The following is a 24,769-nucleotide window of genomic DNA, read 5'->3' as shown; positions in this document are numbered from 1 at the left end:
AGACAGTTTACACCACGCTCTGAAGCCAGTTGTTTTCAAATGACTCTGCCGAGATAGGCTGTGAAAATAAATAACCTTGGAGTCGATTGACATTCAGTGACTGGCAAAGTTGTTTCTGTTCTTCGGTTTCAATCCCTTCAGCCACCGTTTCGTAGCCCAATGAATGGGCAAATGCGCAGATAGCTTTGAGTAAGGTTCGTTGCTGCTTATCATCGCCGCTTTGCACAAAGGATTTATCGATCTTCAAGATACTGAACGGAAACTGACTCAGGTGCGATAAAGATGAATAGCCGGTGCCAAAATCGTCCAAAGAGAGCCGCACTCCCGTTGCGGACAGACTATTTAGCATTTCAACCGCACTGAGGCTATTTTCTAAATGACTTTCCGTTAACTCCAATTCAACGAGATCTGCGGGAATATTGTGTTGTGCCAGACAGCGTTGCAGGAACTCCGACAACGCATGATCCTTTAATTGACGTGCAGAAAGATTGACCGCGATGGAAAAGCAGATATGCGTTCCTTGGGCGGTCTCGACCCATTGACTAAACTGGCGGCAAGCCGCTTCAATCACCCAGCGACCAATATCAATAATCAGGTCCGACTCCTCGGCAATCGGAATAAATTCATCAGGTTGTATCATGCCTAATGTGTGATGTTGCCAACGAATCAGGGCTTCGACACCCACCAACTGCTCTGAATGTGTATCCAATTGTGGCTGGAAAAACAGAGTCAATTGATCGCCTTTAATCGCTTGCTTTAAGTCAAATTCCAGTTGCATCCGCGAGACCATTTTTTCATGGAAATCAACGGAATAATATTGAACGCGATTGCGTCCAAGCTCTTTGGCGCGATACATCGCAACATCAGCACACTTCATTAATCCTGTCGCATCTGTCGCACATAATGGATAAGTCGCAACCCCAATACTTACAGTGACTTCTACGGTTTGTCCATGAATGATCAGCGGTTTCTCTAACGATTTAAAAATACGAGTAACCAGTAACCGGACATGCTCAAGTTGCGGCAGATCATAAACAAGAATCGCAAATTCATCACCGCCTAAACGGCACAACTTGTCACTTTCTCGGATCGGTTGCTCCAGGCGCCGGGCAATCTCTTGAAGCAGGCGGTCTCCGGCCTGATGCCCCAGCACATCGTTGACTTTTTTGAAGTTATCTAAATCTAATAATAATAAAACCAGTTGCTCACCAGTGCGTGAGTTTCTGGTCACGGCATCACGAAGTGTCTCATCAAAAAAATATCGATTGCGTAACCCAGTCAAGCTATCACGCTCCGCGATATACCGCAGTTGATCATGGCTTGAACGAACTTCTTGCTCAAGCGAATGCCGTTCTTGTGAAATCAAAATTGCACGTTTCAAACGTGACGATGTGACTTCACTTTTCATAATAAAATCTTGCGCACCGGCTTCGACACACGCCAACGCCAGTCTTTCATCATTACTATGGCTTAGCATCACTATCGCGGTGGAATAATCATTGCCGCCCCGAATCTCACGCAATATTTCAATACCGTTTGAAGGCGGAATCTGGTAATCGAGTAAAATCACGTCATAGTTGTGCTCAGAAGCCAGACGAATGCCCTCGGCAGCAGTATCAGACTGATCAATTCTATCTAAAACCAGTTCTGATTTACGCAAAGTTCTGATGGCTGACATCCGGTCAACCGCATCATCATCAATAATCAAAATATCCATAGAGCGCCTGCCTTTCATGCGAGATTTCAGTCAATCGCCAGTCGTGTTCGAGACATCCTGATACATGTTCGAAATCTTGATTGATCGATGACTGGACGATATATCCGGCCACGATATACTCGGCCACATTGTTTTGATAAACCTGTGTTTTGATAAACCTGTGTTTTGATAAACCCGTGTTTTGATAACCTATATTTTGCTAAGCCTGTGCAACTTCCTCTTCACACCTTGAGACGGGTTTATGATTGGTCTTTTGCATCGTCTTTTGTATTCTGTGGCTGCATACCAATCGGCCAAGCAAATGAAAAAGTGAGCCCACGTTGCCCATCGGACTGAATCTGATATGCGCAGTGGTACCGGTCTAATATTTTTTTAATGATCGATAACCCCAAGCCACTGCCTTCAACCTGATCTCGCGGTCTTAGGGTATGGAACAATTCAAAGACTTTCTCCTGATGTTCAGCCGGGATCCCCGGCCCATCATCGCTCACTTCAAAGTGAAGAGATTGAGGAGACTGAGACACTGTGATGGCAATATTTCCCGTCTCTTGGTCATGATGCTTCATTGCGTTGCCGATCAGATTTCTGATAATTTGTTCCAACGGCGTGACCATCGTTATCACCTCTTCATCTGGTCCCTCGACGGTTAACGAGAAACGACTGTCGTGATTGAGCAAATGAAAGATATCATCAATCATAGACACGACATTCACAGAACTGGTCAATTCGTCATTTCTGCCAACACGAGAATAGATAAGTAAATCATTTAATAAACGCTCAAGGCGAGAGATCCGACTCTTCATTAAATTGAGGTGCGAATAAGTCGTTTCTGTCAGCGCCCCTTCACTGTCTTCTTCAATCCATTGCGCCAACTGATTGATCCCTCTGAGCGGCGCTTTTAAATCATGTGAGGCCACAAAGGCAAACTGATCCAGTTCGCTGTTTGCCTCTTCCAGATCTCGATTTTTTTGCTGGAGGCTGTAACTGGTCTGTTCCAGTTCTTCTGTCCGCAATTTCAAATTGGCGGTGGCTTTGTGGGCATACTCAATCGCATTGCGATTTGATCGGGCGAGAATAAAGAAGACAACAAAGAGCAGCACATCAATCACCAAGCCACCAAACAAAATGATGAAAGGCTGAGCATAGCTTTGTTGCGCTCGGAATAGCTCTGTCGATTGCAGACTAAAACGCCATACCCGCCCATAGAGTTCCAGAGTAATCTCTCGTTGGAACAATGGGTCAGGATCGAGATTTTCAGAATTTGAATCCAGTTCGGTGTACAGTAACGTGTCACCGTCATAGATGCTGAAATTGACGAGGCGGTTGACATTTTTTAACGTGCCATCCATCAATTTGAACATAATGAAAGGCGCATACACCAGCCCTTTAAAATCACCATTCGTTTCACCATATTGGTCAGAAGGCTGACCCGATGAATACCACGGCGCATAAAATAAAAATCCCGGTGTTCTCTGGTCATCCTGAACTAAAGTAATCGGGCCGGTAATGTTCGCCAGATGTGTATTGCGTGCTTTTTTCGCTGCGGTATATCGATTGATTTCGTGCGCCATGTCTAAACCAACCGCTCTGCGGTTTTCCGCTTGCGGTTCAATATAAGTGATCGGCCAGTATTCCGGCTCAACGTGTTCAGGATGAATCGCGTAATCATCCAGTGATGATCTTTGCCATGACAGGTAGTTCGAGAGCTTTTCCGGGGGAACATAATGAATGACGCCAATCCCGTTAATTCCCGGGAAACGCTGATCAATCTGTAAGCTGGTTGAAAACGTTCGCCAATCTGCCCGCGCAGCATCATGCGGGAACATTTTCAATGCAGAAACGCCCGCCCATAATGCTTCTTCGTAGCGTATCATTCGCTCTTGTACCAGCTCGACAATTTGCTGTGACTGAAACCCAAATTGATTAGCGATTTTAAGATTGGTTTGACGTTCGGTCACGTAATAAGCACCAAACGTTAATAATAGAGACAGAGAGATCACAAGCCAATGATACCAATGCAACCCGGAAGAGACGCCAATAATTTTATATTCCATTTCTTTTGATTGAGATGACATCAATATCATTGTCCAACATCAAAGCGATAATTTTAAGTTAGTTGAAGGAGTCAGAAACCTCAATATTCGTTCCATCATCTATTGAGGATTATTTAAGCGATGTGATCATTCAATGAAAATGAATGACACAGGAAAAACGTCTGTCATTCATCGGCCAGTTCATACTCGATGATGCCGCATGATTTACAACAGCCAACGAAACGAACGGCGTAAGAATGTTTCAGCATCTTCAGTCACAATGAGACCGTGAGCCATAACAATGGTCTGAGGATGCCAACTCAGGATCTTTTTCAGATGCGCCCGGGCCGTCGCTTTTCCGGTCATAAAAGTTAACCGCCAATCTAGTGGCATTTTCCCTGTCGGTGCCAGAACCCCAGTCAGCTGAGCCAAAAAGCGCTGAAAGACATTGAAAGCCTTCGGTGAGAAATTCTCAATCAAATCAGTCACAATTAAAGTCTCACTCGAACGGTGAAAAAAGACACATTCCTCCATAACCCGAGAACCGGTAAATAACACGTTATCCAGTTCATCCGTCCAAGGATAATCCACCTGTACAGACAAAATCGTATTGAATGTTAAATCCTGACGTTTGTGACGCACCCCTTCCGTTCCATAGGTGAACGCCTCTGGATAGGCATCTTGCCATTGGGAAATAAACAGATGATGAAGTTGGTTGGGGGCTATCAAATACTTGACTGTCCCTAAAGCATCGACGGAAGCTTTCAGATCAGGATTTAATTCAATCGGGCTGTGGACCCATAACGATTGATCAGCAAGCCGAACGATCGTCATCCGGGTTGAGTAAGGCAAGGTCAAAAACGGGACCGCTTTACCATCAAATATCCAAATATTTTCGCCAATCGCTCTCATGATGTTCTCCGTTCTGGTTTTTCATCCGATTGTTACCACGCGACAATTGTTACCACGCGACGATTGTTACCACGCGACGATTCTTACCACGCGACGACTAGTATGCAACAAAAAACATAAAATGCACAGACTGTATTACTCTTGGCAACTTCCCCGCATTTTCTCCGACGTTCACCGCCAATCCCGTATATAACTCGCTGTAAATCTTATATTTATTCGCAAAACTGTTCGCAAGCCCCCCTATTCAATCGTCGTCGAAGCACATAGTCTATCCCTGCTGCGGATTATGTGCCTCAGCCGTCCGGACGAACACAACAACCAAATCACACGCTTCAATATGGAGACTCAACTATGAGCAATTTATATATATTTCCGGTGACTGAAACTCACAACAGCAAACTCGATGAAGCCTACGAGGTCGCTGAAGACTTTGGCATCGTGAACCAAGGAACAGCAATCTGGGTACCGAAGTTCTTTCAGTATGATGGTGCGAGTATCCCGAGTGCTGCCTACAGCATTATCGGTACGCCGTTTAACCCGCGTTTTATGAAAGCAGCGGTTATTCACGATTGGCTTTATTACACACATTTGTTAAGCCGCTCAGATGCAGACCAACTGTTCTATGAGCTACTGCGCGAATCCGGTGTCAGCAAAGTCAAAGCGATTTTAATGCGCGAAGCCGTTGAAGCATTCGGTCATTTCTACTGGGAAAATAATGACGATGATCTGCAATATTTATCTGATTTAAAAACCATGATTCAGAATGATAATCGCCAACCATCCAAGTATGGGTTGTAATTTTACCGACAAAACAAAGAGCGCATACCATCATTTTTTATTCTGTATAGAATAGATGTATGGTTGAACCATGTCGTCATTCCGTCCGGTGTTATAGGACGGAATGTCATATTTATACAGCACAGAATATTTTATTTTATGATTTATCATTCCTTGTTCATGCTGACGATTCAAATCCAGATCACAGATATCGTTTCAATAAATTTAAAACAGGCTCATTAATAATATAAATAAAAATATAACAATCGACTATCTAGTGTACTGTCACAACTATTATAGTTTGTATCCCCACCTTGTTATTACCGCCTATATTGAAAGTAGTTGCTAATTTATTAAGCGGCAATCTTTGTCAAACATAATTTCTGCTAACAATACAATTATCATGAGTCATTCAACTCGTAATGAATGGTACGTCATGTTTAATTAGAGGTGAACTGATGTCATATTTACCAATACAACGTCTATCCACGAGGAAAAGTCGTTCCTCGGCCAAAAAATTATTGCTTTCCTGTCTGGGATGCCTATTGATTGGATTAACACAGCAAGCATATGCTGTTGAACCTTTATCCGTTTCCGGCAATAAAATCTATGCCGGCGATACCATCAAAAGCTTCTCAGGAAATAGCTTGTTCTGGAGTAATAATGAGTGGGGCGGTGAAAAATTCTACCGTGCAGACATTGTTAAGATGCTCCGGGAAGACTGGAATGCCAGTATCGTCAGAGCCTCAATGGGCATTCAGGAGGAAGGTGGCTATCTTGATGATCCCGCAGGTAATAAAGCTAAAGTGGTGACGGTCGTAGATGCTGCCATCGCTAACGATATGTATGTCATCATCGACTGGCATTCTCATCATGCTGAAGACAATGTTGCCGAAGCGGTCAGCTTCTTCCGGGAAATGGCGCAGAAATATGGTGACAGCCCCAATGTCATTTATGAGATCTACAATGAGCCCCTGCAAATCTCTTGGGATAACGTCATCAAACCCTATGCAGAAACCGTGATTGCAGCAATCCGTGAATTTGATCCGGATAATTTAATCGTTGTCGGCACGCCAAGCTGGTCACAAGACGTCGATACCGCATCCTGGAACCCGATCAACGGCACAAACATCGCCTATACACTGCACTTTTATGCCGGAACACACGGACAATTTCTCAGAGATAAAGCGATCACAGCGATGAATAATGGTATTGCGCTATTCGTAACCGAATGGGGAACAATCAATGCCAATGGGGATGGCGATGTCAATCAAGCAGAGACTGACGTCTGGGTGAATTTCATGAAAGCGCATGACCTCAGCAATGCGAACTGGGCGTTGAACGACAAGGACGAAGGCGCATCGACCTACTATCCGGATACCATGACGCTGACCCCCTCCGGTAAGAAAGTAAAATCGATTATCGAGAACTGGCCATATAAACTCGATAATCGCACGCCACAAGATTGTGCTGGTATCAATGTCTATCCGAACTGGACACGTAAGTCATGGGAACACGGAAATTACGACCATAGCGAGGACGGTGACTACATGGTGTATCAGAATAAGCTCTATCAGGCCAACTGGTATACAACGTCCATTCCCGGTAGTGATAACGCCTGGACTTTAACCGGCATCTGTACAGATTAACCAATACGCTCTGATATCCTCATTTTGTGGGACCTTGCCAGCATTCCGTGCTGGCTTTTTTTATCTTTATATCAATCACCGTCACAAATCTTTAATATTTACTGATTTTTTTGTATCAACCATGCAAACAATTGTTTCATAAATGAAAACTTAGTTCACCCCGATTTTCTTCCTTGGCAGCCAAAATCATAAAACTCTTTAATTTCAAAACGTTAAAAAAACAACTTTATAATATATTGCATAAATGTTAAAAACCAAATCATTTACCCAATATGTAACATTAAAGTAAAATAAAAAGCTAATAAATAATCTAAACAAAGCAAATATGAATCACAACAATCATCAATTCTTAGGCCATCCTCGTGGCTTGTTCCTTTTGTTTGGCACTGAACTGTGGGAACGATTCTCCTACTACGCAATGCGAGCAATCCTGGTTTTATACCTCACAGACACAACACTAAACGGTGGCATGGGCTGGTCAGCCAAAGAGGCATTGGATCTCTATGGTATCTATACCGGGCTGGTCTATATTACGCCCTTAATCGGTGGCTGGCTGGCTGATAACTATTTCGGTCAACGTCGCTCGATTCTCGCGGGTGGTGCCCTGATGGCAATCGGTCAGTTTACGCTGGCACTGCCGCATCAATTACTCGGTCTTGATGCCGCGCACAGTTTCTATCTTGGTCTGGCACTGTTGATCATCGGGAATGGTCTGTTTAAACCCAACATTTCAACCATGGTTGGCGATCTATACACAGAAGGCGACCATCGTCGCGACGGTGCGTTCACCATCTTTTATATGGGCATTAATATCGGTGCGCTACTCGCAGGGATTATTTCCGGTATTGCGACCAATAGCTTTGGCTGGAAAGCAGGCTTCGTTGCAGCAGGTATCGGTATGCTCATCAGCTTCGTGATCCAAATCCTGTTTGCTCAACGCTGGCTGGGAGATATCGGCCTCAAACCGGCTGCCGCGCGCGATTTACAACAGAAAAAATCAACGAAGAAAGAACCGTTAACCAAAGAAGAAATTGACCGCATGAAGGTCATTATCATCATGGGATTATTTGTGATTGTCTTCTGGGCCGGATTTGAACAAGCCGGTGGTTTGATGAACCTCTACACCCAACAGTATACTGATCGAATGATCGGCAGCTTTGAAGTACCGGCGGCTTGGTTCCAGTCTCTGAATCCATTTTTCATCATTGTCTGTGCACCGCTGATTGCTGCACTATGGGTTAAACTTGGCAGCCGAGAACCCAACTCACCCGTCAAATTTGCATTTGGACTATTCTTTCTGGCGATCGGTTTCTTGTGCATGATTGGTGCGGTGTTAGAGCAAGGTGGCGATCTGAGTGTGAAAACTTCCATGTTCTGGCTGGTTGGTGCATTCTTCTTTCATACCATCGGGGAACTGTGCCTGTCACCAATCGGTTTATCGATGACCACCAAACTGGCACCGCTTCGTCTTGCTTCACTGATGATGGGTGTCTGGTTCGGATTTAATGCGATAGCCAACTACATTGCCGGGCTGATCGGTGCCCATGTTGGCGATTTCGGCGCCTTAGCGATTTTTGGTGGCATTGCCGTCACTGCGACAATCTCCGGCCTCGTCCTGCTCCTGTTTTCTAATCAATTGGTTATGTGGATGCACGGTGCAGAACAAACCTCTCATATGAACCGAAAACCTCAAGACGCTGACAGTGTGACTCAAACTGCTTAATATATTGAAAATACTGCTTAATATATTGAGAATACAATGAAGTGTTAAGAGACAATTGAGTTGAACGGCACAAGTTTCAGCGAGATCAAAATAAGGAGCCTTATGGCTCCTTATTTATTTTATGACGCTCGGTTATGACATTCAGTTTATGGCACCATTCAGTTTATACACTCGATCATTGAAAAATAACCGAGACACCGCCGAGGCAAATCTATCTTGCTTACACAAAAAGCGGCTTTAATTGACGATATAATTGTTGATAAACCGCTCTCTTGCGTTGGTAATGTACCGTTTGTTCTTCATCCGGCGTATGTCTTTCGATCAATAGCGGTGACGCGCAAATATCCCGAGCCGTCATTTCAGGCCTGACGGCTAACATCGCCAGTCGTGCTGCACCGAGCGCCGGGCCAACATCACCGCCCTGACGATATGCCAGCGGCAACCGGACAATATCCGCCAACATCTGACGCCAATACTGGCTGCGAGCCCCACCGCCAATCAGGACCACCTCTTCCGGTAATAAACCCGTCTGATGTAATGCATCAAACCCATCGGCAAATGCAAAACCCACCCCTTCCAATACCGCCTGAATCAACTCGTACTTCGATGTCGAATGGGTCATGCCGAAGAACACACCTTTTGCATACGGGTCATTATGCGGTGTCCGTTCGCCCGACAAATAAGGAAGGAACACCACCCCGGAATCGGGATTAGCATGACTTTCCGTCTCGCTCAACATCTCGCTTACATCGGTAAATCCGGTCAATTCACATACCCAAGACAAACAAGATGCAGCACTCAAAATAACCGACATGGAGTGCCAAGTTCCCGGTAATGCATGACAGAAACTGTGTAATGCGGAATCCGGATTCGCAAGGAAACCATCACTAACCGCGAAATACACACCGGAGGTTCCCAAAGAGAGCATCGCCTGCCCCGGTTCGATAATCCCGACTCCGACAGCGCCAGCGGCATTATCACCGCCACCGGCAATCACGGGTACTTCAGGCATGCCCCATGCATTGGCAAGTTCGCGACTCAACGTGCCGGTGATCGCATTCCCTTCATACAGATCCGGCATATGGCGGCGCGCCAGCCCGGTTGCATCAAGCAGCTCATCACTCCAATCTCGCTGGGCGACGTCTAACCACATGGTCCCGGCGGCGTCGGACATATCCGAGGCATACACCCCCGTCATCCGATAACGCAAGTAATCTTTCGGCAACAGAACTTTGTCTGTCTGAGCAAAAACCGCCGGCTCATGTTCTGCGACCCACAGAAGTTTCGGGGCGGTAAAGCCCGGCATCATCATATTCCCTGTAATCTGACGACTGTCGGGGACACGCCGCTCCAGTTCGGCGCATTGTGCCTGACAGCGACCGTCATTCCACAAAATCGCAGGGCGCAGCACCTGCCCTTGCTGATCGAGCAGCACCGCACCATGCATCTGTCCCGACAACCCGATGGCTTTCACCGCGCGAAGATCTGTCTGTTTTCCCAGCGCCTGAATGGCTTGACACATGGCTTGCCACCAATGCTGCGGATCTTGTTCTGACCACAGCGGAAATGGACGTGATATCTCAAGTGGTGCCACCTCGCTCGCCACCACATCACCATTTTCCGCAAGTACAATGACCTTAACGCCGGATGTCCCTAAATCGATTCCAACATACATAAGCTACCCTTTCATTTTCACTCTATAGACTCGGATAACCTCAGGAAATACACAGTGTCATGGGGCCATCCGGATATATTTACGCTTCGTGATGATTTTATTTATCGAATCATTATCATAAGTCTCTCAGTTCACGAAACAATTACGATTTTTCATAGATAGCTTCATGGATTTAACGACTGAGTGAAGGATCACATTTAACACAGTACTTGCCTGTTAGACTTAAAAATTATGGACAAAATATAATTAATATTATTTATGAATAAAACCCCATCCATGACAGCTCTGAAACCTTACCCTCACAACTTATATCGTCAGTTCATCGATCACCGTTATCGGATTACACTATTATTTAATGCCAATAAAGTGTATGACCGGGAGGTAATCGAAGGTATCGGCGAATATTTACAGGCGTCGCAATGTAACTGGGATATTTATCTTGAAGAAGAATTCACGACGCATCTGGAGAATTTCCATACTTGGAAAGGCGACGGGGTAATTGCTGATTTCGACAACCCTCACATTCGGGAACTGCTCGAAGACACCACGCTCCCGGTTGTCGCAATTGGTGGCTCTTATGAACATCCATCCGATTATCCGGATGTCCCTTATGTTGCCACCGATAATCAGGCATTGATTGAACTGGCATTTCAGCATCTCAAAAGCAAAGGGATTGAAAATTTCGCGTTCTACGGGATGCCGCAAGAATCATGGCGACGCTGGTCTCATGAACGAGAACAGGCCTTTATTCAACTCTTACGACGAGAGGGATACTCCGGTTCGGTATATCGGGGCAATGAGGTAAGCCCGCAAACATGGCAGTACGATATGAATCGTCTCGCGGACTGGTTGCAGCAACTACCGACACCGGTCGGCATTGTTGCGGTCACCGATGCCCGGGCTCGCCACCTGCTTCAGGTTTGCGATCATTTGAAGTTGATGGTGCCGGACAAAATTTCCGTCATTGGCATTGATAATGAAGAGCTGACCCGCTATCTGAGCCGCGTGTCGTTATCTTCGGTCGAACAAGGATGTAAAGAGATGGGCTATCAGGCTGCCAAACTACTGCACCGCCTGCTGACCACCGCCCCCGAAGAGACAGAGCAGTTAGAGGCACTCAGGCAAACGCGTCGGCTGGTTCCTCCGACACAAGTCCACGCACGGCAGAGTACCGACTATCAAGCCCTGAAAGATCCCTATGTGATTCAGGCGATGCATTTTATCCGTCATCACGCCTGCAAAGGTATTAAAGTCGAACAGGTTCTCGACTATGTCGGTATTTCTCGCTCCAACATGGAAATCCGTTTTAAAGAAGAATGCGGGCATTCCATTCATCAGGAAATCCATAATTCTAAGCTGAGGCAAGCACGTCATCTGCTGGCAACCACATCATTACCGGTCGCCGAAATTGCTGAATTATGTGGCTATCCTTCACTGCAATACATGTACAGCGTGTTTAAAAAACATCAGCAATGTACACCGAAAGAATTTCGCGAACAGCATCACGACAGATGGCGTCATCGTGATGCGCTATAACCACAATAACTCAGTGGTTGAATAGGCAGGCCCACCGAATCCCGGTGGGCAACTGCACAGAACGATAATCATGACCATCAAATCATTCTTTTATGTAGATCAGCCATCAACCTCATCAGATGGCACCAAGTGATCCTCACCGCTCAAGATAATTTAGCCGTTTTCATGCGATTACCAGTTTGCTCTGAATCACGCTGCCAGAGAGTTTCCAGTTGTTCCAACGACTTGCCTTTGGTTTCCGGAACCCAGCGATAAATAAAGTAAACGGTAAATATCCCCATAATCCCATACAACCAGAATGGAAAACCGCCATGAAACTGCTGGAATATAAAACTCTCTTTTTCATTCATCATCGGGAAGGACTGAGACACCACAAAATTAGCGAACCATTGCGCAAACACAGCAATGGATAATGCTCTGGAACGAACGCTGTTGGGGAAGATTTCAGACAACAGAACCCAAGTCACCGGCCCCAGTGACAATGCAAACGCAGCAATATACATCAGCATAAACACTAACAGATAACTACCAATTGCATTCAGATAGGCAGCGGTACCAATCGCTAACATACTGACCGCCATCAAACCGGCACCAATCATCATCAGCGGCCGACGTCCGAATTTATCCACGGTGAAAATAGCCAACACGGTAAAACTTAAATTGACGGCACCGACCAGAATCGTTTGCAGTAGTGCAATATCCGTGGTGGAATCACTGAAACTTTTGAGAATTGCTGGCGCATAGTAGAGAAACACATTAATCCCCGTGACCTGTTGCAATACACTCAGCATAATACCGATCAGTAACACGCCCAGATATCCCGCAGCGACAATCCCCGGCCGATTAACCTTAATCAACGACTGTTTAATTTCTTGCCATTGCGGCTCGATATCTTGCTGTGGATTCATCGCTTTCAGCAGGCCATGTGCTTCATGATCACGCCCTTTCAGTGCCAGCCAGCGTGGCGTTTCCGGTACGGTAAACAACAGCCCGAAGAACAGGATTGCAGGAATAACTTCCGATGCAAACATATATCGCCAGCCCACGTCATTGAGCCAATTATCGCTGCCCAGCAGTGCAATGCCGTAGTTGACAAAGTACACCACCAACATACCGAAAATAATGGCAAACTGGTTCCATGCCACCAATCCTCCGCGACGTGCAGGTGGCGCGACTTCTGCGATATACATCGGAGAAACCATCGACGCGATTCCCACACCGATGCCCCCAATGATCCGATAAGTCACAAAGGTCCAATAGTACTCTGGTATCGCGGAGCCAATCGCAGAAATCAGAAAGAGTAACGCGGCAATAATTAATGCGCCTCGCCGTCCGTAACGGTTACTGGCATAACCAGCCAACGCGGCACCAAGAACACAACCGATTAAAGCAGAGGATGCAGCAAACCCCAACTCGGTTGCGGTAAGTTGAAAATAATTTTGCAGTGCTTCAACCGCACCGGAAATCACTGCGGTATCGTAACCAAATAACAATCCACCTAACGCTACAACCAGCGTTAGGTGAATAACATTTGTACCTGTTTTCATCTGAATGACCTCTTTTATATTTGTAGGGAGTCTTTCTATCTCACAATCTCAAGATGCAGATTTCGCCTCACCTTGGCGTTGTCTGGCTATATATAAAGTCAAACGATTCAGGTTTGCATATTATGGAATAATTCAAAGGAATTATGATTTTTTATTTATGTGATCATGTAGATAAGCCCATATTTTAAAAAAACAACGCAGTTCAAATTTAAAAAAATGAATAATAGCGATAAGAAAAATCACAATTGCCGTCGACTCAACAATCCCTTCATGATGAATAGAAATTGAGTTTATTCGCTCTGCATTTACCACTCATACAGGAAAACCATCATGACTGAATTTTTTAAACACATTGAACCCATTCAATTTGAAGGGACAGAATCAGCGAATCCCTTAGCATTCCATCATTATGATGCGGACCGGATGATTCTTGGCAAATCAATGAAAGACCATTTGCGTTTCGCTGCCTGCTACTGGCACAACTTCGTCTGGCCGGGAGCTGATGTATTTGGTTCAGCAACATTCGACCGACCATGGCATCACGGCGGCAGTGCAATGGAACTGGCTCGCTTAAAAGCAGATCTTGCATTTGAATTCTTTACCAAACTCGGTGTGCCCTACTACTGTTTCCACGATGCCGATGTCGCTCCTGAAGGCAATTCCATCAAAGAATATGCGAATAATTTCGCAGAAATGGTTGATGTTTTAGGACAAAAACAACAGGACACCGGCGTCAAACTGTTATGGGGTACTGCGAATGCGTTCTCTCATCCACGTTATATGGCTGGCGCTGCCACGAATCCGGATCCAAAAGTATTTGCTTTTGCAGCCACTCAGATTTTCCATGCGATGAGTGCAACCCAAAAGCTTGGCGGTGAAAACTATGTTTTATGGGGCGGCCGCGAAGGCTATGAAACCTTGCTGAATACCGATTTGCGTCAGGAACGCAAACAACTTGGCCGCTTGATGCAAATGGTTGTCGAACACAAACACAAAATCGGCTTTAAAGGCACCATCCTGATCGAACCTAAACCACAAGAACCCACTAAACATCAGTACGATTACGACTGTGCAACAGTTTATGGCTTCTTAAAACAGTTCGGGCTTGAAGATGAAGTGAAAGTCAATATTGAAGCGAACCATGCCACACTGGCCGGGCACAGTTTCCATCATGAAATCGCGACAGCAACAGCGCTGGGTATTTTCGGTTCTGTTGACACCAACCGCGGTGATGCGCAGCTTGGCTGGGATACCGACCAATTCCCGAACAGTGTTGAAGAAAACACGCTGATCATGTACGAGATTCTCAAAACAGGTGGCTTCACAACCGGCGGGCTGAACTTTGATGCCAAACTGCGTCGTCCATCCATTGATGCCGAAGATATGTTCCACGGTCATATCGGTGGCATGGACATCATGGCATTGGCACTCGAACGGGCAGCAGACATGATCGAAAATGATCTTCTCGGTAAACATATCGCACAACGTTATGCCGACTGGAGCCAATCACTGGGCCGTGACATCCTATCCGGAGAGCATTCATTGGCATCGCTGGCTCAGTTCGCTGTAGACAATGACATCGCGCCACAAAAAGTATCCGGCCAGCAAGAATATCTGGAAAATCTGGTCAATCGGTTTATTTATCGATAATCCATCAATGGTAATAATGAGCTTACCGGATTAACCGATGCTCCTCACCCCCTGACAGACGGTCTTCGATTTCAGACCGTCTCTCTTATCAAAACAGCTCAGCGCATATCGTGCTGAGCTGTTTTATTACGTCAGCACTAAAACCAACGCTTGAGCTTGAAGAGTCCTAAAATAATGAACATCACCACAATCAGCATGGCAGAAAACCAGAGAAAGGCACCGGGATTATCCGTCCCCGGAATCCCGCCGATATTGACACCCAACAGCCCGGTCAAAAATCCAAGCGGCAAAAACAGCGCGGCAATCAACGACATGACATACATCCGCTGGTTCATCTGATCATTGACCTGACTGACCAACTCTTCCTGAGTCACCACCGCGCGCTCACGAACTGCATCCAGTTCTTCGACGGAACGAATCAACCGATCGGTACTCTCCTGTAAATAGAGCCGGTCATCCGCCAGTAACCATGCCTTGCGCTCAGCCATCATTTTCAACATCGCCTCACGCTGAGGTGCCAGATAGCGCCGCAGATGAATCGTCTGACGCCGGATTTCCATCAATTCTTTGCGTGGTCTGGCAGGATCCGACGCCTCAAGCACGAGTTCTTCAATCTGCACGATCCGGTCTTCAAACGTGGTAGACACCGCCTCAATCCGCAACGTCAGGTAATGACACAATCTCACCAGAAAATCAGAAGGGTTGACTGGCCCTTGCCCCTGATGAAGAGATTGAATTAAATCACTGACCGACAATAACCGCCGCCGCCGGGTAGAGATAATCCGCTGCGCATCAATCACAATCCTCACCGAGACCATATCTTCAGGGCTTGCGCCCTCACTCAGGTTCACACCACGTAAAAAGATCAATGATTGTTCATTAACGTGACTCACTCGCGGACGCGTATCATGACTCAGTAAGGCATCTGCGACCAACTCCCCGACACCACTTTGATGCGACAACCAGTGACACCCCTGTTCATTGGCACAATCGATATGTACCCATAATGTGCCCTGTTCGGGTTGCCAGGCATTGACCTGCTCCAGATCCAGCGCAACCGCACCACCCTGCCCATCAAATAATAAAGCTGCTATAAACGCACTTTGACTCATGCTGCCTCCGAGAATCATTATCTTATTTAAATTAGCAGATTTTTGCAGATAAACATAAAGGAACAGAACAGGTTACACGTCCCGCGATTGCTCGCTCAGACGTTTGTCGATTGACAACACCGATCCTATGACGAAAGCGCTGGGTTGTGAGCCGTCAGATCAACCACAATGGTGGTGAGATGCTTATGCCATTCGACCTGCGACAAACTTTGGTAGTGAAAAACATGTCCGGTTAAACGGATACTCAAATGGTGAGAGCTTAACTGACGCAGGTGAAATTCCGGGGTATCGGTAATCAGGAAGGGATCGCTCAGCGCTTCATCGGGAGCGTGCAGATAATAAAGATAATGGTAACCTTGAGGGCCTTTTTCTTCGCTTTCTTCGCTTTCTTCGGGCTCCCGGTAACCCGTCAGCACCACGCCCGGTGCAATTTTCTCCGAGACCACCTGCATATTGGTGCGGTGGTGTTTCTTGCCAAACGACTGGGGTGTGAAATATCCAATCAAACACCCGACAGCAATTAGAATCATCGTGCTTAACCCTCGCATACTTTCAGGCTCCTGCTTCTTTTCGCGGTCTACATCTCCCTTTACAGACATTCAGAGCACGGGTTAGTTCGAAAATGAGACAGATATCAATAAGCCGATATACCGTACGGCGCATATCGGTGGCGTTGAGTTGATATCTGTCTGCTGATCTCGACTAAAAACTCAGTTTAGCGGGGTATTCTGGTCGCGGCACACAATTTACCGGTGTTGATTACCAGAGTCTGCTCAAACGCAATTAACTGCTCAGCAGCATGAGTGCCGTAGGTCACGGTGGAGACAATGCGGCCTGTGAAGGATTCTTCGGAGTGATGAAACGGGAACGTATTAATTATCGGCAATACCGGACGAGAGACGAAGCTAGGGCAAATATTTTTGATTACATTGAACGGTTCCATAACCCGAGAATGCGACATAGACTAGCGAAACAAGATCGTCAGTTACGTCTTTACTAAACCGTCCGTGAAAACGGGGGAGAACCCGCCCTGATTTTGCAGGAAAAGGGCTGATACAAAAAGAGCCACAACATCATGCGGCTCTGAATGGGTTCCGTTTTAAACAATAGCTTTACTTATGATTGGGCTTTATTTAGTAATGACTGACTAATTCAATAATCTTAGGATCCATGTCATCGAGTAAGTTAACAAGCTCTCGGACTGATTTCCCCTTTTCTGTTTTAGTATCAGGATCAGCACCGAAATCAAGCAATAGCTTCATAATTTCATACTGATAGGGTTTGCTATCAAACACCATATTCAAAGGTGTTGAATCATCACTTGCTCGATGTTCAATTAACTCATCCGCACCATTTTCCAGTAACAGCCGCATTCCTTCAATATTTTGTTGTCGTACAGCATAGATCAGTGGCGTATAGCCATAGCTATCAATTGCGTTGACATCCAGCCCTTGGTCAATGAGATATTGGACAGACTCAATCGGGGGGCTTTCCTCTGGGTTTGTAGATGTTGACATCAGGATTTTATGCAAGTAACTCCATTTTTCCGATTCTGATATTCTGTGAATGTCTGCACCGTCTTTAATTAATGTTTCAGCTTGTCGTATTTGCCCATTCCTTAATGCCTTAAAAAGCTTATATTCCGGTCTTTCCGTATATTTCATTTTTATCGTCTCTTCTCTAAAAATTTGTCCATATCTTCAAGAATTTTTTCTAGGTCATCGCTGCCCGGTTTTTCGTTTGCATGACTAAGGTTAGTTCTGGCGTCTTCAATCTGAAAATAGTCAGGGTGTGAATTCACAAAATCATTCAATTCTTCCTGCGTCATTTCCATCTCATCAGCGGCTCTGAGTATCCGTCGATTTTCTAAGCCTTTCCTATGTCCGTAATGCCAGTCAGTGATCTCACGACCATTATTATCAACAAACTGACCATTCAGTTTTCTTGCATTGGCTTCAATCTGTCTTTTGGTCTCAGCCCGAAGAGATGTTCGGTTTAGCTCCGGTTTGGGGTATTTACTCGCACCATACTGACCATTCGGTTGACGCACTTGATGACTATATACCACATACAGTGGTGGGAGTCCGGTATCTGCCGGAAAGGTCAGAATATAGTCTTGTAAATCTGCATCAGCAATTGGCGTGATGTAGGTGTTATCAAATTCTTGACCTTGCTCAGCCTCCGGATACACCCAGATATTGTAAGTTTGCAGGTCAGGAATGGGATTGACAAGGATCGGTTTACCGCCAAAATCACCGCTGATCGGCACCCATTCAATGGTGACATCCGGCTCTAACGCAACGACGAATTTATCCCCGACCCGAGTCACTTCACGTTTGGGAATATTCACCCCATTGACGTGATAGCCGTAAATCCGATTATCAGCATTGAACCCTAAGCGGATATTGGTTTCAACCGTGGTTTTGTCAAGCAGGTCATTTTCATTGTACAGCGTGCCGTCACCAAACTGGCTGGGCAGAAATGCGGCCAGAATACCCACCCGACCGACAATTTTCATCGTCAGGTTCGGCAGCTCTGCCAGTGCTGCACCACCAATACGCGTTAAAAAAGCTTCTTCAGAAGCAGCACTAATCCCCAGCCCGACAGCAAGTGTATAAGCCGCATAATCCCCCAGCGCAGAAAGCGGCTCTCTTTGTGTACCGATATCACAGGTTCCTTTCGGTACAAGGGCAGATTTGGCAAAACGGGAGGGTTTGACTGGCGGTTTGTTAAATGCGTTCTGCCATGCGGATGAAGGCAATGGGATTTTATCCAACTCTCGTAATCGTTCCTGACGCTGCCTTGCCAACCGCTCTGCTAAAGTGAGTTTCACTTGATTGCGTTCAACATAAGGCTCGGTATACACAGAGGCGTTGACACTGCCGGAATAAGTCGAACCAATGCCATGATTGACCAATTCAACCCGCGCGGTATAAGCCTTGTACGCCAGCCAGTCGAGCTGAGGCTCAACCTCGGGATTGACTCGCCAGTATTGATTGCCCCACTCATCCCGATCCCGAATCAGCAAAGGAATCGACGGTACATCCGTCAGTAAGACTTGATGGCCGCTGCGAAGCTGTTCGAGAAAATCAGCAAAGCGCATTCCGGCAGGTATGACAGATTTCACATCTGACTCGCGTAGGGAAGTGAAGTCTCCTTCAACTTGAGCAAATTCATATCTCATCAGGTTGTAAATTTGAGTGGTTTGATCGTTCATTGACGTTGTTGACTATGCTGTGATTCTTTTTTGTGGATGAAAGCTTATTGATAATACAGTTTTATATGAGTCAATGATTATACTCAATAGAGTTTATAAGTCATATTTGAATTTAGCTTTCTGATGGGGAAAAGTAATTTTTGGAATGGGGGTAACGGGGAAGACGGGGGAAATTCTGCTTATTATCATTAGGTTGTGGTTTGGGACGCAATGACTTTCCTCGATTTCATTAGCATCTCCGAAAGCGCCCCAGTTACTTTTGATAGATGTCAAAAGTAACCAAAAGCATCTTTTTGAGTTCAGCGCACCGAATCAGGGTCGGATTGATTCGCATCCTGCTCAGGCAATCCTGAAAAATCGTCCTGATTTTTCACCCTGAGAGCATCGATCAATTGAGCTTTGTTGATTCAATGTTTCACTTTATTCAAATCAACCACCCAACCAAGAAAATCATTCACGGATGAATGGTTAGGCTTTTCCGGACAACACGCAACTCAGCCACACAACAAAGATTTTCTGGTGACGCTTGCATCTTGGCAAGAATCACTGGCGCGCAATTTCGTTTACCGAGTTTTTCGATATCGTGCTAGCCGTTATCCAAGGTGTTTAAGATAAACTCGGCTCTTGCTTTAACTGAAACCTTTGGGACTTCAACTAAGTCATAACCAAAATTTTTGTAGGCATCAACCATCTCATGATAAGTCGCTACCGCTTCATGAAAGTCTTGCTTCCGCTCGATGTCATTTTCATAGATTGATTCCCACGGTGGGAAGATAAAAACCTTTCGGTGATAGACCAATTCACGACACTGATTTAATAAAAAATCCGAAACGGGTATATTTTCAAGCTGACTGTACCCGTATGAATCAATCATACTGCGATCATAAAAGGTCGTCACCATGTTGCCAAAACACGCATAGTTATTGATTTCTTCGAGAACCATCTCGTTTCGAACTGCGCCCTTATCGACCCAAGGTATCAATTGAGTGAAAGGCAATAACGTACCGAAAACGCACAAAATTAGTTATAGTCTCATTTTTTAAGCAAGACACTTACAACCGACGGCCAGAATGAGAGGATTCGGAACCGAGGGTAAATTTCTCCACAATACCTTTCAGTCCAGACGACATCTCCGTTAGTTTCTGAGAAGTCCCGGCGCCCTCTTTGGCTTCTGATGTTGTTTCAACATTTTTATCAGCGATACGATTTAAGTTGCTACTCGTATCATCAATGGTTCGAGCCTGCTCTTCGGAAGCAACCGCAATATTACCCATCAAGTCACATACCACTTCAATAGAGTCAACGATTTCTTTAAGGCTCTCAGACGAGCTTCCAGAAATGTCTGCACCGACTTGCGTTTTTTCAACCACGACTGCAATTAACTTAGCTGTTTCATTTGCCGCTTTTGTACTTTGTGCTGCCAAAGCTCGCACTTCATCTGCAACCACAGCAAAACCTCTGCCTGTTTCACCGGCTCTGGCGGCCTCAATCGCCGCATTTAAGGCTAACAGATTGGTTTGATTTGCAATGTCTTCTATCGCAGAAAGAATAGAAGAAATATTACTGCTCGCCTCTCTGATATCATTCATCGCTGACACGGTTTTGCTAACAAGGTCACTCCCAAGTGAAGCCGACTGCTTCGCTTTCTGACTCAATTCATCAGCTTCTTTCGCTGTGTTAGCAGTAATCTTGACCTGCTCGTTAACCTCAACTATCGCCGCGGAAATCGACTGTATTGATTGTTCAGAACTTGCCGTATTCGACAATATTGTTTCGCTGGAAAGCATGACCTTATTGCTCTGCTCAACGATGCTATTGGTATAACCTGAAATATCAGTAACAATACTTTTCAGATCAGCATTGGTTTTAATCAGTGCATTAGTGATAACATCTTGTTGGCCGTTAGACGTTAAATTACTCGTCAAATCACCTTCTGATATTTTTTCCAAACTACTCACAAAAACCGTTTCCAGCTTTTCTGCAAAGTTATCTAACGACGATGCCATATCTCCAAGTTCATCTGAGCGTTTTATGTTTGCTCTCTTACGAACATTACCACTTGCCAATTGATTAACAATGTCGATCATTTTAAGAATAGGATTGGTAATCGAGCGACTCAATACAATACCGATTGCAATGATAATGACGGCTGTAATCAACATTGAAAACATGACTGCCCATTTTATTGCACTCACCGATGCGAAAGCTTCCCCACGTGATTTTTCTGCCACAATCGCCCATGTCGCACCCTCAAATTTTAATGGTGCATAGGCAGACAACACTTCACGCCCTAAATAACTGTCGATTAATTTTGAGCCTGTTTCACCCGACAATGCAGCGTTAACTGCGATACTTTCTGCTTTATTATTTTTTGGATTGGCAAATGCATTCACAACAGAATGATGTGCGCTATCCAAATAAGAGTCGGAACGCATTAAATTGTCTTTACCAACGAGGTAAGTTTCACCTGTTTCTCCGAGCCCTGAACGCTGAGACATAATGTCATTAATGACGCCTCCGGAAAGCTCTAAAATCACGACAGCGATTGTATCACCACGTAAATTAAACACAGGCGCGCCAACAAAGAATCTCGGACTATTATCCCGATAGCTATAGGGTGTAAAATCTTGAAATGTCACACCTTTTGTGTCTAAAACTTTTCTCCATAAAACTGAGACTGGATTTTTTTCATCGAAGTTCTTTTTCACATTTGAACCAAGTTCCTCACCTTTTTTCACACTATAAATAATATGCCCCTTATCAGCAGATAATAATAAAAGGTCACGATAGCCCAGGACATCGACATATTTTAATAGATTTTCACTTCTTTCTTTCCAAATTGCTTTATAGTCTATGTTGTCAACGCCAAACTTATCATTTTCAGAAACAATTTCTTCTAACTCTTGATACACTTGTAAGGCACGAAACAACTCATATACATCTCTGCTATTTGATAGGATAGAAATATCTTTTTCTGCACTATCAAGATAGCTTTCTATTTGGTTCGCCTTAACATCTCGTGAACTTATTAGCTGATCCAATGCGTTACTTTCCAGTGCCGCAGTCGATTTCATTAATGAAATGGTCGCAACAATTGCAACAGGTAATATCCCTATTAAAGAAAAAATAAGTAACAATTGACTTCTAAGTTTTAGTTTCATATTAAAATCTCGACAAAAATAAATTTTTCAAATATTGGAGCAAGTGGCCACGTATCTTCATTATTTTTTTAGTGACCAGTGATCATCACTCACCTCAATTTCCCATAGTGGAAGAGAAGCCATTGGTAATGGGGTGTAAGAAACCTTCTTATTGACTGCAACAACCTTGTTTGGAGCCGGTACAACAAGCATATAAGCATTTTTATAGACATGATGAATCATTTTTGTCATAACTTCACTGAATTGCGGCGTGTTGGCGGCTGCTTTAAACATTTCATCAATATATTGACCCATCAGAGGATCCGCTGGCATCGTACTCCAGACACTATTGGGCTGATAAACAAAGGTTGCAGCCCATGGATGATTGAAGTACCAATCATCATCGCCCCACACAATCAAATCCCACGATTTTGTATTCTTACCCGCATTAGTAGACAGAACTTGTCCAAAAATAGTCGTTTCATCAACAATTTCAAAATCAAGTTTTACACCAACTTTGCGTAAATCTCGATCGATTGAACGCCAAAGAAACATGAACTTCTGTTGTGTCAGCACTTTAAGTTTTAGCCCACCGACAATGCGCTTTAATTCCTGCCGTATTTCTTTTGGTGATTCAATTTCTGAATAGGCCTTCAGATTTTTTACAGCATCTTTAACACCTGGAAAATTGGGTGAAGCTAACGTAGGCTTTATTTGACCATAATCAGAAAATGCATGATGTAATAACTGTTGCTGATCGATTGCTCTATTCAGAGCAAGACGAACTTTTCTATCTTTTAGTTTTTCGTTACCATTCACCATATTGATATGTATGGCAATATTATCTGTTGATGGCCCTGTAATTAGTTTAGCGTAAGGAGAAGAGCTGACTAATTTAACATCAGAAAAGTCGATTGGCATAATATCCAAGTGGCCTTCCGATTCCATGACATCATATAGTGCAACCTTGGGATCTAACTTTGTGTAGATAGTGAATTTTTCTACTTTTACTAAATCTTTATCATAGTAGTAAGGGTTAGCAATTAATACTGCTTTATCTGTTTTTCTATCACCTTCTATATAACCTTCACTCAGAATATAAGGCCCTAATCCATAAGGACCGGCTTCAGCCAAATTCGGGCAGGTTGCTTTACCATTCCAGCCAAATTTTTTGAGATATTTTGTGGTATAAAATTGAATCCAGATGACATCATTCAGGAATGTTCCATACTTTTCTTTTAAATAGAACCTTACTGTATAATCGTCAATCTTTTCCGTATGGTCATATACGGTATTGATTTTGCTAAACAAAAAAGGTTTCTTTTTAAAGTACTCCATATTTTCAATGACTGCATCTGCATTAAATGGCGTCCCATCTTGAAACTGAACACCTTGACGTAGCTTAAATTCATAGACAGTATCGCTAATTTGCGAATGAGATGTGGCCATATAGTATTCCCAACCACGTTCGTTGTTAGCGGGTCTTAAAAGTGCGCCATTTACAGCATGAGATGTGTAAAGATAAGGAAGGCTTGAAACATATATTTTAACATGTGAACCTTTCACTGGTGCCGCACCAGCCGTCGGTAAAAACGATAAAATCAAAAACACAGACAGTAATGAGAATGTGCTGCGTAAAAATAAACTACACATATATTTCTCCAAAATTCAGCAATATAGAGCGAATGACGAATTATATTTCTTATTCACCTAGTATTATTAATAAAGACTGAATCAGACAAAAAGTCCGATTTGTTAATCTATTACGATGTTTAAGAAGATGCGTCGTTCTGTTCACTTTCTCGCATCATCACATTCCTAAGCTCATTACTGACTTAACGTACCTATACGGCAATAACTGGAGTCAATACTTCAGATATATCATGTGTTTTTATCTATTTTTATTTACGTTAAAAAAAGCATAGCAGTTGTTTGGGGGAGTGCAAAAACAATATATTGCTTTTGTAAGCAAAGTATGACTGAGCCCGTAATTTAAAGTATGCCAACGAAAAACTCGACCCAGTTTCTGCATCTTCAAGCATCAATTCTAATGTCTAAATCAACTTACTTTCACCTCGACC

The 24,769-nt window shown here is 44.4% G+C and carries 16 protein-coding genes and 2 pseudogenes; 6 read left to right on the top strand and 12 right to left on the bottom strand.

Going from position 1 to position 24,769, the window contains the following annotated elements; translation table 11 throughout:
• Window positions 1–7: 7 nt before the first annotated feature.
• From OCU60_RS19685 to OCU60_RS19675, 3 genes are all read right to left on the bottom strand, one after another.
• Window positions 8–1,717 carry a putative bifunctional diguanylate cyclase/phosphodiesterase gene (locus OCU60_RS19685; protein WP_074373049.1) on the bottom strand — a complete coding sequence of 570 codons (1,710 nt, stop codon included), beginning with the start codon at window positions 1,715–1,717 and terminating at the stop codon, window positions 8–10.
• 239 nt (window positions 1,718–1,956) lie between these two features.
• Window positions 1,957–3,792 (bottom strand): CHASE domain-containing protein, encoded by a 1,836-nt coding sequence (locus OCU60_RS19680; protein ID WP_235862173.1) that lies wholly within the window; start codon window positions 3,790–3,792, stop codon window positions 1,957–1,959.
• Between the two features lie 183 nt (window positions 3,793–3,975).
• Window positions 3,976–4,662 carry a DUF4336 domain-containing protein gene (locus tag OCU60_RS19675; protein WP_074373048.1) on the bottom strand — a complete coding sequence of 229 codons (687 nt, stop codon included), beginning with the start codon at window positions 4,660–4,662 and terminating at the stop codon, window positions 3,976–3,978.
• A 351-nt stretch (window positions 4,663–5,013) separates the two neighbouring features.
• Between OCU60_RS19675 and OCU60_RS19670 the strand changes: the two genes are divergently transcribed.
• The 3 genes from OCU60_RS19670 (at window position 5,014) to OCU60_RS19660 (ending at window position 8,811) form a co-directional block, all read left to right on the top strand.
• Window positions 5,014–5,460: a DUF1353 domain-containing protein gene (locus OCU60_RS19670; RefSeq protein ID WP_074373047.1), complete on the top strand. Its 447-nt coding sequence runs from the start codon at window positions 5,014–5,016 to the stop codon at window positions 5,458–5,460.
• 437 nt (window positions 5,461–5,897) lie between these two features.
• Window positions 5,898–7,088 (top strand): cellulase family glycosylhydrolase, encoded by a 1,191-nt coding sequence (locus tag OCU60_RS19665; protein ID WP_074373046.1) that lies wholly within the window; start codon window positions 5,898–5,900, stop codon window positions 7,086–7,088.
• Window positions 7,089–7,413: 325 nt separating this feature from the next.
• Complete coding sequence (locus tag OCU60_RS19660) at window positions 7,414–8,811, top strand: peptide MFS transporter (RefSeq protein WP_074373045.1); 1,398 nt, start codon at window positions 7,414–7,416, stop codon at window positions 8,809–8,811.
• Window positions 8,812–9,031: 220 nt separating this feature from the next.
• Here OCU60_RS19660 and xylB read toward each other — a convergent pair whose 3' ends face one another.
• Complete coding sequence (gene xylB, locus OCU60_RS19655; RefSeq protein WP_074373044.1) at window positions 9,032–10,486, bottom strand: xylulokinase; 1,455 nt, start codon at window positions 10,484–10,486, stop codon at window positions 9,032–9,034.
• Window positions 10,487–10,762: 276 nt separating this feature from the next.
• Between xylB and OCU60_RS19650 the strand changes: the two genes are divergently transcribed.
• Window positions 10,763–12,022: a XylR family transcriptional regulator gene (locus OCU60_RS19650; protein WP_074373043.1), complete on the top strand. Its 1,260-nt coding sequence runs from the start codon at window positions 10,763–10,765 to the stop codon at window positions 12,020–12,022.
• Between the two features lie 143 nt (window positions 12,023–12,165).
• Here the strand turns inward: OCU60_RS19650 and xylE are convergent, their stop codons facing one another.
• Window positions 12,166–13,569 carry a D-xylose transporter XylE gene (xylE, locus tag OCU60_RS19645; protein ID WP_074373042.1) on the bottom strand — a complete coding sequence of 468 codons (1,404 nt, stop codon included), beginning with the start codon at window positions 13,567–13,569 and terminating at the stop codon, window positions 12,166–12,168.
• Between the two features lie 330 nt (window positions 13,570–13,899).
• Here xylE and xylA point away from each other — a divergent pair, with 330 nt between their 5' ends.
• Window positions 13,900–15,219, top strand: a complete 1,320-nt coding sequence (gene xylA, locus OCU60_RS19640) for a xylose isomerase (RefSeq protein WP_074373041.1) — start codon at window positions 13,900–13,902, stop codon at window positions 15,217–15,219.
• 137 nt (window positions 15,220–15,356) lie between these two features.
• On the opposite strand, the gene OCU60_RS19635 is transcribed toward xylA, so the two are convergent.
• Complete coding sequence (locus OCU60_RS19635) at window positions 15,357–16,331, bottom strand: zinc transporter ZntB (RefSeq protein ID WP_074373040.1); 975 nt, start codon at window positions 16,329–16,331, stop codon at window positions 15,357–15,359.
• Between the two features lie 125 nt (window positions 16,332–16,456).
• Window positions 16,457–16,879: a hypothetical protein gene (locus OCU60_RS19630; protein WP_074373039.1), complete on the bottom strand. Its 423-nt coding sequence runs from the start codon at window positions 16,877–16,879 to the stop codon at window positions 16,457–16,459.
• A gap of 176 nt (window positions 16,880–17,055) precedes the next feature.
• On the opposite strand from OCU60_RS19630, the pseudogene OCU60_RS19625 reads away from it, so the two are divergent.
• Window positions 17,056–17,342, top strand: a pseudogene (locus OCU60_RS19625) (IS3 family transposase); the annotation flags it as partial.
• Between the two features lie 122 nt (window positions 17,343–17,464).
• On the opposite strand, the gene OCU60_RS19620 reads toward OCU60_RS19625, so the two are convergent.
• The 5 genes and pseudogenes from OCU60_RS19620 to OCU60_RS19600 form a co-directional block, all read right to left on the bottom strand.
• A complete protein-coding gene (locus OCU60_RS19620) occupies window positions 17,465–17,995 on the bottom strand; it encodes an ankyrin repeat domain-containing protein (RefSeq protein WP_074373038.1) in 531 nt (176 codons plus the stop codon).
• A gap of 2 nt (window positions 17,996–17,997) precedes the next feature.
• Window positions 17,998–19,548, bottom strand: coding sequence for an S-type pyocin domain-containing protein (locus OCU60_RS19615; protein WP_074373037.1), 1,551 nt, complete (start codon window positions 19,546–19,548; stop codon window positions 17,998–18,000).
• A gap of 586 nt (window positions 19,549–20,134) precedes the next feature.
• Window positions 20,135–20,527: pseudogene (locus OCU60_RS19610) on the bottom strand (AAA family ATPase); the annotation flags it as partial.
• A 73-nt stretch (window positions 20,528–20,600) separates the two neighbouring features.
• Complete coding sequence (locus OCU60_RS19605; protein ID WP_074373036.1) at window positions 20,601–22,709, bottom strand: methyl-accepting chemotaxis protein; 2,109 nt, start codon at window positions 22,707–22,709, stop codon at window positions 20,601–20,603.
• A 60-nt stretch (window positions 22,710–22,769) separates the two neighbouring features.
• Window positions 22,770–24,341, bottom strand: coding sequence for an ABC transporter substrate-binding protein (locus OCU60_RS19600; protein ID WP_074373035.1), 1,572 nt, complete (start codon window positions 24,339–24,341; stop codon window positions 22,770–22,772).
• Window positions 24,342–24,769: the final 428 nt, after the last annotated feature.

This window comes from Vibrio spartinae, assembly GCF_024347135.1.
Classification (GTDB): Bacteria; Pseudomonadota; Gammaproteobacteria; order Enterobacterales; family Vibrionaceae; genus Vibrio; species Vibrio spartinae.
This window is presented reverse-complemented; position numbering and strand designations above follow the sequence as displayed.